The following is a 9,380-nucleotide window of genomic DNA, read 5'->3' on the forward strand; positions in this document are numbered from 1 at the left end:
CCATAGTTTAAATTATTTCTAAAAGGTATTAATTAAATTCTTAACTTTAAGCTATTACGTTTGTAATAAACACTTATTGTATAACTTGAAATAATTTGATTATGCTGCCTTTTAGATCCGAAATTAGAAATTCCCCAAGTCGAGCCACGATAAAAATATTTTTAAGTGATGAGTCTTTGGACGAAAGAATTAAAAAACATTTGGAGCATTTTAATGACATTGAAGAAATTGAAATTAGGGAAAGTGTAGAGCAATCAGAATCTAAAGAAAATCTTACTATATTTTTAAATAGCGATGTAGATATTAATAAAATGAAGCAATCTATAGATTCTAGTTTATGGTGGTATTTTGAAGAGGATATGGTGGATGAATAGTATTAGTTATTTCCGCGTTAGGGATTGAACGGCATGTTTGAGCTCGCCGACGCAGGAGGATGCGAGTAGTGAAAGCCCGACCCTTGTGGTAACGCCCAAAATAAAAAATCCCAAACATTGCTGCTTGGGATTTAAATTTTAGGAGATTCCTTTTTTCAAAGGAATTTAGTATCTGTAATGTTCTGGCTTATAAGGGCCATCAACAGTTACGCCAATATAACTTGCTTGCTCCTCACGAAGTTCAGTAAGCTCTACACCAATTTTTTCTAAGTGTAATTTTGCAACTTTTTCGTCTAGCGCTTTTGGTAACATATAAACTTCGTTTTGGTAAGCATCTGCGTTTGTCCAAAGTTCTATTTGCGCCAATGTTTGGTTTGTAAACGAGTTACTCATTACGAAACTTGGGTGTCCAGTTGCGCAACCTAGGTTTACTAATCGGCCTTCGGCAAGTATAATAACATCTTTTCCGTTGATGGTGTATTTATCAACTTGAGGTTTAATGGTGTTTTTGGTATGTCCGTGGTTTTTGTTTAACCAAGCCATGTCAATTTCGTTATCAAAATGCCCAATGTTGCAAACAATGGCTTTGTCTTTTAAAGCTTCGAAATGACGCGCCTGAACGATATCTTTATTTCCTGTAGTTGTAATTACGATGTCTGAATTACCAATTACGGTTTCTAGTTTTTTAACTTCAAACCCATCCATTGCCGCTTGTAATGCGCAAATAGGATCGATTTCAGTAACAGTTACAATACTTCCTGCACCTTTAAAAGACGCTGCAGTACCTTTACCAACATCACCATAACCACAAACAGTTACACGTTTTCCGGCTAACATAAGATCGGTTGCACGACGAATAGCATCTACTGCACTTTCTTTACATCCGTATTTATTATCGAATTTAGATTTTGTAACAGAATCATTTACATTAATTGCTGGCATTGGTAATGTTCCGTTTTTTACACGTTCGTAAAGTCTGTGAACACCAGTTGTGGTTTCTTCTGATAAGCCTTTAATTCCTGAAGCTAATTCTGGGTATTTGTCTAAAACCATATTGGTTAAATCGCCACCATCATCTAGAATCATGTTAAGTGGTTTTCTATCTTCTCCAAAGAAAAGTGTCTGCTCGATACACCAATCAAATTCTTCTTCGGTCATATCTTTCCAAGCATAAACAGAAGTTCCTGCAGCAGCAATGGCAGCAGCAGCTTGATCTTGTGTTGAGAAAATATTACAAGAACTCCAAGTTACTTCTGCACCTAAAGCTTGTAAGGTTTCAATTAAAACCGCTGTTTGAATAGTCATGTGTAAACATCCAGCAATACGCGCACCTTTTAATGGTTGCTCGTTTTTATATTCTTCACGAAGACTCATTAAACCTGGCATTTCTGCTTCGGCTAACTCAATTTCTTTTCGTCCCCAATCTGCTAGAGATGCGTCTTTTACTTTACTAGCAACGTATGGAATTGTTTTTGTACTCATAGTAATTTTTCTTTTGTTTTTAAACTGAAACTTCATTGTGATTAGCGCTTAAAATACTTAAATTCGCTTATCAAAATTGTTTGATTGCTTTAGGAGGTGCAAAGATAACTATTAACTTTTAGAAAATTAAATGCCTTTATATAAAACCATTACTCCAAATTCACAAACTACTGTTAAAATCTGGAAAATTACGGAATCTTTCAACGATTTAACGCGTGAAATTATTTTGAAACCCGCTTCATCAGAGCGTGTTTTAGGCATGAAAAGCGAATTGCACCAACGTGGGTTTTTAAGCGTTCGTCACTTATTAAAAGCATTTGGGTATTCGGATGCCGATTTGTTTTATGACGAAAACGGAAAGCCACACTTAAAGGATGGTAAAAATATTTCTATTACGCATTCGTTTAATTTTTCGGCGGTTATTGTTAGTGATTTAATAGTTGGTATTGATATTGAAAAGCAGCGTGATAAAATTTCTATTATCGCTCACAAATTTATCGATTATGAGTTTGATTATTTGAATGAAACAGCTTCAGATTACATTAGAAAGCTAACGGTTATTTGGTGTGTAAAAGAATCTTTATACAAGCTTTTTTGTACACCAGGATTGAGTTTTAAACAACATTGCTTGGTTATTCCCTTTTCTATTGATGATGTTGAAACCATTTCATGGATTGATTATGAAGAGAAAAAATATCGATATAATATCCAGTTTTTAGAGTTTGAAGGATTCACTTGTGCATATGCCATTGCTTAAAGATGTCGATTTATAAAAACATACAAAATTCAATTTCAAAAGGCGAAAAATTATTAGCAGTTTTAATTGATCCGGATAAATTTTCAGTTAAAAACACACAACCGTTTATTGAAAAAGTAAACAAATCCATAGCGACACATATTTTTGTTGGCGGTAGTATTGTTAATGAGGATTCAACGGAATATTTGGTTACTGAAATTAAAAAACATACTAATTTACCTTTAGTTTTGTTTCCTGGCGATGTTACGCAAATAACTGGAAAGGCTGATGCATTGTTGTTTTTATCATTACTTTCAGGAAGAAACCCAGCGTATTTAATTGGTAAACATGTTGAAGCCGTTTCTAAATTGAGAAACACAAATTTAGAAGTGATTCCAACGGGTTATATTTTAATTGAAAGCGGAAAGGAAACAGCTGTACAGCAGGTGACGGAAACAAAACCTATGTCTAGAAATAATATTCAAGTCATTGTTGATACAGCGATAGCTGGGCAATTATTAGGTTTGAAACTTATATATTTGGAAGCTGGAAGTGGTGCTAATGAAGCACTTTCGCAATCTATAATTGAAGAGGTAAAGCAGGCATTAGATATTCCGTTGATTGTGGGTGGAGGTGTTAAAAGTAAAATACAATTGGATAATGCTTATAAATCAGGAGCAGATTTAGTAGTTATTGGAACTGCTTTTGAAGACAACGAATTGTTTTTTGACGAAATAAAATCCCCATTGTCCTCCGGATATTTTCCCGAAGGGGAAAAATAAAATGGAAATTTGTAAATTAAAAAGAAGTTTAACGCATAACAATTTCTCTCCTTAGGAGAGATTAAGAGAGGATGGAAATATCAGTAGATTTAACATTGTCACCATTGCAAGATGATTTTGAAAAACATGTTATAGATTTTATTAAAGCATTACGAAATTCCAAGTTTACAGTTTTAGAAAACCCTTTAAGCACTCAAATTTTTGGAAATTATGATGAACTGATGCCTTTTTTGAATAAAAAAATTAAAGATTCGTTTGAAAATCAAGAGATATGCGTATTAACAATGAAGGTTGTAAAAACTAATAGAAGCGCCTATGAACACCATTTTTGAGTTTTTCTTTGGTCAGTATAGCGGCTATGAAACTACTGATATTGTTCTTGAAATTGTTGCTGTTATTTTTGGTTTTCTTTCAGTTTGGTTTTCTAAACAAAACAATGTTTTAGTTTTTCCAACAGGCATGATAAGTACAATCATTTTTGTGTATTTATTATTTAAATGGGAGTTGCTGGGCGATATGATGATAAACGGTTATTATTTTATAATGAGTGTTTATGGTTGGTATATCTGGACCAGAAAAGTTGATGATGCGCATGTTACACCAATTTCTAGAATGTCATTTAACGAAAAAAAAATAAGTATAACTATATTTATTGGAACCTTGTTATTTGTTTATTTAGTTTACCAAACATTTGATAAATGGACAAGTTGGGTGGCCTATGTTGATTCCATTACTACAGCTATTTTTTTTGTTGGTATGTGGTTAATGGCAAGAAGAAAACTCGAGAATTGGATTTTCTGGATTATAGGAGATATCATTTCCGTTCCTTTGTATTTTTATAAAGGCTTTACATTTACTAGTTTACAATATTTAGGATTTACATTTATTGCCATTTTTGGATACATTGCATGGAAGAAAAGTATAAACAACAGCCCGCTAACTGCATAAAAGTAGTTTTGTTTGGGCCAGAATCTACAGGAAAAACAACCTTGTCTCGTCATTTGGCACGCTATTATAACTCTGTTTGGGTGCCAGAATATGCACGCGATTATCTTCAGAATAAATGGAATGATGAACGTAAAACTTGCGAACCAGATGATTTATTACCCATTGCAGCAGGACAAATGAAACTTGAAAACGAGCTGGCAAAAAAAACAGATACTGTTTTAATTTGCGATACCGATTTGTTAGAAACAAAAGTGTATTCTGAAGCTTATTATATAGGAAGTTGTGATCCGACGCTTGAGAAATTTGCCCTACAAAATACCTACGATTTGTATTTTTTGACTTATATTGATACGCCTTGGGAAGCTGATGATTTAAGGGATAAACCAGAACATAGAGAAGAAATGTTTCAAGCCTTTCAAGATACTTTAGATAAATATAAAAAACCTTATGTGGTTTTAAAAGGCGATAAAAAAACACGATTAGAAACAGCAGTAAAACATATTGACAACTTATTAAACTCCAAAGAATAAATGTTTTCAGATAAAGATATTAAACAAATAAAAAGTAAAGGCATTACTATAAACCAAGTAAATGCGCAATTATCTCGATTAAAAAATGGCATGACCTTTTCAGATTTAGTTTCTGCGGCAACAATTGGCAAAGGAATTGAAAGTTATGATGCCGATGAGGTTAAAGGATTTGTAGGTTTATATGAGGCAAAAAAAAACTATTTATCAATAGTAAAGTTTGTTCCAGCCTCGGGAGCAGCAACTAGAATGTTCAAATTTTTATTTCAGTTTTTACAAAATTTCAATCCATCAAAAGATAGTTTAGCGAAATATGCTGAAAGAAAAAATGATGAATTGATTTCTCTATTTGTTGAAGAACTAGAAAATTTCCCGTTTTATAATGAGGTTATTTCTAAAATTAAGCAAGAAAATTCAAATTTTGATTCATTATTAGAAGGTGAAAAACATTTACTGTTTGTTAAATCCATGTTGGATGCCAAAGGCCTGAATTATAGTTTCCTTCCAAAAGGATTATTACCATTTCATAAATATGGTGATGCTGTAAAAACTGCTTTTGAAGAACATTTGTTTGAATCGACGCTTTATGCATCCTCTAACGGAAATGCAAATTTACATTTTACAGTTTCTAAAAATCATCAGTTATATTTTTCAAATGAATTAGGGCGTGTTCGCGAAGCTTTAGAGGAAAAAACAAATACAACTTTTAATGTGTCTTTCTCATATCAAAACGAAGCTACAGAAACAGTCGCGCTAACAGCTGAAAATGATGTGTTCAGGAATGAAGATGGATCTATTTTATTCAGACCGGCAGGCCATGGTGCGCTTTTAGAAAATCTAAATAAGTTAGATAATGATGTCATTTTTATTAAAAACATTGACAATATTGTGGTCTCGGAAAAAAATATAGAGGTTTCAAATTATAAAAAATTATTAGCTGGTGTTTTAATTGAAGCTCAGGAAAAGGTTTTTGCTTATTTGAAAAAATTGGATACTGGTAAGTTGGAGGATACCGATTTTAAAATTATAGCTTTGTTTTTAAGATATCGATTAAATGTGCCAATTGATACAGAGTTTGATGATTTTAAAAATAATGAAAAAATAGCCTATTTAAAAGATAAATTGAATCGTCCAATTCGCGTTTGCGGAATGGTTAAGAATCAAGGAGAACCAGGAGGTGGTCCATTTTGGGTGAAAGATAAAAAGGGTAATGTGTCATTACAAATAGTAGAATTTGCGCAGATAAATTTCAGCAGAAAAAACCAACAAAGCATTGTTTATAAGGCAACGCATTTTAATCCTACCGATTTGGTTTGTGGCGTTAAAAATTATAAAGGTGAAAAGTTTGATTTATTAAATTTTATAGATCCAGAAGCGGCTTTTATTACCACAAAAACACAAAATGGTGTTGAAATTGAGGCCTTAGAACTTCCCGGATTATGGAATGGAAGCATGGCTTATTGGAATTCTATTTTTGTTGAAGTGCCACTAGAAACCTTCAACCCAGTAAAAACAGTAAATGATTTATTAAAACCTGTACATCAGGCAAACTAATGTTTGATGAGGAAGCCATACTACAAGAATTAATTTTTAAAGCTATTAGGAGTTCTGGTAGCGGTGGGCAACATGTAAATAAAGTATCTTCAAAAGTAGAGTTGACTTTTAATTTAGCGGAATCTTTAGTGTTCTCTGAGAACCAAAAAAATCGCCTTCTTCGAAAGCTTAAAAATAAGTTAACCAAAGAAGGTGTTTTGATTTTACAATGTGGTGAGAGTCGAAGTCAGCATAAAAACAAAGACCTTGTTATCAAACGGTTTTTAGATTTGATAAAGGCATCATTAATAGTTCCAAAACGAAGAATTCCAACTAAAACCCCAAAAGCAGCAATTAGAAAACGCCTAAAAAGAAAGCGAACTCTATCTGAAAAAAAGGCGAATAGAAAAAAACCAAACTTAGATTGAAAAAAACTGCGATTCGTAAATCGAAATTCGTAAATCTACCATATCTTTGCAGCGTTCTCAAAAAAGGGGTGCCTATTATCGGCTGAGATCATACCCATTGAACCTGAGCAGGTAATGCTGCTAAGGAATTTGTAAATATTGATTTACTAAACTTGTTTCAGTAAATCATATATTAAAAATCAATTATTAACAACAAGAATAATGACCTCTTTTTATTCGATTATTTATATAATCGTAATGAAAAATTTATTCAAAAGTTTGTATTACCTGCGAAGACAGAAATCTTTTCAAAAAAAGATTGTGGCATCATTAGTTTTATTGATTTCAATAGGAATAAGTGCGCAACAAAATCAAGTACAACAAGATTCAACTACAACAGAAAAGCTAGACGAAGTTTTGGTAAAAGCTGTTCGTGTAAATGCAGATTCACCAATTACACACTCAAACATTTCTAAAGAAGCTTTAGCAAAACGAAACTTGGGGCAAGACATTCCTATGTTACTTAATTTTTTACCATCTGTAGTTACTACAAGTGATGCAGGAGCTGGTATTGGCTATACAGGAATTAGAGTTCGTGGAACGGATGCCACTCGTGTAAATGTAACAATAAACGGAATTCCTTATAACGACCCAGAGAGTCAAGGTACGTTTTGGGTGAATTTAGGTGATTTTGCGTCTTCAATTGAGAGCTTGCAATTGCAGCGTGGTGTTGGTACATCAACAAACGGGTCTGGAGCATTTGGAGCCAGTTTAAATTTATTAACTGATGCCACTTCTGAAAATCCTTCGGCCGAAATTTCAAATAGCTTTGGTAGTTTTGGAACAAGAAAGCATACTGTAAAATTAAGTACGGGATTGTTAGATAATCATTTTGAAATTTCTGGTCGTTTTTCGAAAATTGATTCCGATGGCTATGTTGACAGAGCATTCACAGATTTAAAATCGTATTTCCTTCAAGGTGTTTATAAAGACGATAATACCTATATTAAAGCCTTAACTTTTGGTAATGTTGAGTATACCTATCAATCTTGGTTTGGTTTAACTGCAGATGAGCTAAAAGAAGATCGTCGTCAAAATCCATATACCTATGATAATGAAACCGATAATTACTGGCAAGACCATTACCAACTGCATTGGAATGAACGCTTCGATAATAATTGGTCTACTAATTTAGGGTTGAATTACACTAAAGGAAAAGGGTATTTTGAACAATATAAACCTGAAGAATCAGCAGGAGATTTTAATAATTTAATTGTAGATGATTCAGATGTTATTGTTCGGAGATGGTTAGATAATAATTTCTATGTGTTGAATGCCAACGTAACTTATAAGAAAAATGCTTTTGAATTGATTTCAGGAATATCATATAGTGCTTATGATGGTGATCATTTTGGGGAAGTTATATGGGGAAGCGATTTAGCAGACGGAACAAATATTAGAGATCATTATTATGATGGCGATGCTACAAAAAATGACTTTAGTATATTTTCAAAAGCAACCTTTAAATTGGCTGAAAAAATAACAGGATTTGTTGATTTACAAGGACGATTTGTAAACTATAAAACCAATGGATTAAATTCAGATAGAGCAGAATTTGTTACGGACGCTAACTTTAGTTTCTTCAATCCTAAAGCAGGTTTAACCTATAAACATTCCGATTTTAATAGTTTTTATACATCTTATGCTAGAGCAAATAGAGAGCCAAATCGGGATGATTTTGAAAACGGTGTAACCGAAAACGAAACACTTAATGATATCGAGTTGGGCTGGCGTTATAATAGTAAAAAAGCAAGCGTAAATACAAACTTATATTATATGTTTTATCAAAATCAATTAGTATTAACTGGTGGATTGGACGATGTTGGAAGCCCGATAAGAGCCACGAGTGGCAAAAGTTACAGATTAGGGTTGGAGGTTGATGCTAATATTCAGTTTTCGAAATTTTTTAGTACCTCTACCAACGTTGGTTTAAGTAGTAATAAAAACAGAGATTTTTCAGCGCCGATTGATGGTGAAGTGGTTAATTTAGGAAACACTAATATTTCATTTTCACCAGATTTAGTAATTGGGAATGCTTTAAATTTCTTTCCTGTTGAACGGTTACAACTGTCTTTATTAAGCAAATATGTAGGTGAGCAGTATATGGGTAATGTTGATTCAGAGTTTTCTAAACTAGACAGTTATTTCGTTAACGACTTTAATGTGAACTATGAAATTAAGCCAAATAAATTATTCAAATCGATTGTTTTGTCTGCTTTAGTGAATAATATTTTCAACAAAAAGTATGTGTCTAATGGCTATTATTATACTTATGATGATAATTGGTCAGATCCCGTTGCCGTTACAACTATCGAAGGTGCAGGTTATTACCCGCAAGCTACAAGAAACTTTTTAGTAGGGGCTACTTTAAAGATTTAATAAAAAGAAAAAGTAGGATTAAAAACGACTTCAAATTTTTTTGAAGTCGTTTTTAATTATTGTAGACTCTAATGATACTGCCGATAGTTTCAGTAAAATAGGGTTGTAGCAAATATGTACCGGTTGTTCCTTCCCTTCCTAAACCACTTGAA

General features: G+C 32.9%; 10 protein-coding genes and 1 riboswitch. Of the genes, 9 read left to right on the forward strand and 1 reads right to left on the reverse strand.

The genetic code is table 11. The features are described from left to right. Nucleotides 1-101 precede the first annotated feature (101 nt). Complete coding sequence (locus WBN21_RS09590; protein WP_424199718.1) at nt 102-374, forward strand: hypothetical protein; 273 nt, start codon at nt 102-104, stop codon at nt 372-374. A 165-nt stretch (nt 375-539) separates the two neighbouring features. On the opposite strand, the gene ahcY is transcribed toward WBN21_RS09590, so the two are convergent. Further along, nucleotides 540-1,856, reverse strand: coding sequence for an adenosylhomocysteinase (ahcY, locus tag WBN21_RS09595; protein ID WP_424199720.1), 1,317 nt, complete (start codon nt 1,854-1,856; stop codon nt 540-542). Nucleotides 1,857-1,986: 130 nt separating this feature from the next. Between ahcY and WBN21_RS09600 the strand changes: the two genes are divergently transcribed. The 8 genes from WBN21_RS09600 to WBN21_RS09635 all read left to right on the forward strand — a co-directional run bounded on the left by WBN21_RS09600 (nt 1,987) and on the right by WBN21_RS09635 (nt 9,228). Next, entirely contained in the window at nt 1,987-2,613 is a 627-nt protein-coding gene (locus tag WBN21_RS09600; protein ID WP_424199722.1) for a 4'-phosphopantetheinyl transferase family protein, read from the forward strand. 2 nt (nt 2,614-2,615) lie between these two features. Continuing rightward, nucleotides 2,616-3,374 carry a geranylgeranylglyceryl/heptaprenylglyceryl phosphate synthase gene (locus tag WBN21_RS09605; RefSeq protein ID WP_424199724.1) on the forward strand — a complete coding sequence of 253 codons (759 nt, stop codon included), beginning with the start codon at nt 2,616-2,618 and terminating at the stop codon, nt 3,372-3,374. A gap of 71 nt (nt 3,375-3,445) precedes the next feature. Continuing rightward, nucleotides 3,446-3,706 (forward strand): hypothetical protein, encoded by a 261-nt coding sequence (locus WBN21_RS09610; RefSeq protein ID WP_424199726.1) that lies wholly within the window; start codon nt 3,446-3,448, stop codon nt 3,704-3,706. Beyond that, on the forward strand, nt 3,690-4,322 hold the full coding sequence (pnuC, locus tag WBN21_RS09615; RefSeq protein WP_424199728.1) for a nicotinamide riboside transporter PnuC: 633 nt from the start codon (nt 3,690-3,692) through the stop codon (nt 4,320-4,322). The genes WBN21_RS09610 and pnuC overlap by 17 nt, the downstream gene beginning before the upstream one ends. Then, nucleotides 4,283-4,852, forward strand: coding sequence for an AAA family ATPase (locus tag WBN21_RS09620; RefSeq protein ID WP_424199730.1), 570 nt, complete (start codon nt 4,283-4,285; stop codon nt 4,850-4,852). Before pnuC ends, WBN21_RS09620 begins: the two co-directional genes overlap by 40 nt. Beyond that, nucleotides 4,853-6,403, forward strand: coding sequence for a DUF4301 family protein (locus WBN21_RS09625; RefSeq protein ID WP_424199732.1), 1,551 nt, complete (start codon nt 4,853-4,855; stop codon nt 6,401-6,403). Continuing rightward, nucleotides 6,403-6,810 (forward strand): alternative ribosome rescue aminoacyl-tRNA hydrolase ArfB, encoded by a 408-nt coding sequence (arfB, locus tag WBN21_RS09630; RefSeq protein WP_424199734.1) that lies wholly within the window; start codon nt 6,403-6,405, stop codon nt 6,808-6,810. The genes WBN21_RS09625 and arfB overlap by 1 nt, the downstream gene beginning before the upstream one ends. 54 nt (nt 6,811-6,864) lie before the next feature. Further along, nucleotides 6,865-6,955: riboswitch (TPP riboswitch) on the forward strand. A gap of 92 nt (nt 6,956-7,047) precedes the next feature. Continuing rightward, complete coding sequence (locus WBN21_RS09635; RefSeq protein ID WP_424199736.1) at nt 7,048-9,228, forward strand: TonB-dependent receptor; 2,181 nt, start codon at nt 7,048-7,050, stop codon at nt 9,226-9,228. Nucleotides 9,229-9,380: the final 152 nt, after the last annotated feature.

The sequence above is a fragment of the Algibacter sp. genome, assembly GCF_049667265.1.
Lineage (GTDB): Bacteria > Bacteroidota > Bacteroidia > Flavobacteriales > Flavobacteriaceae > Algibacter_B.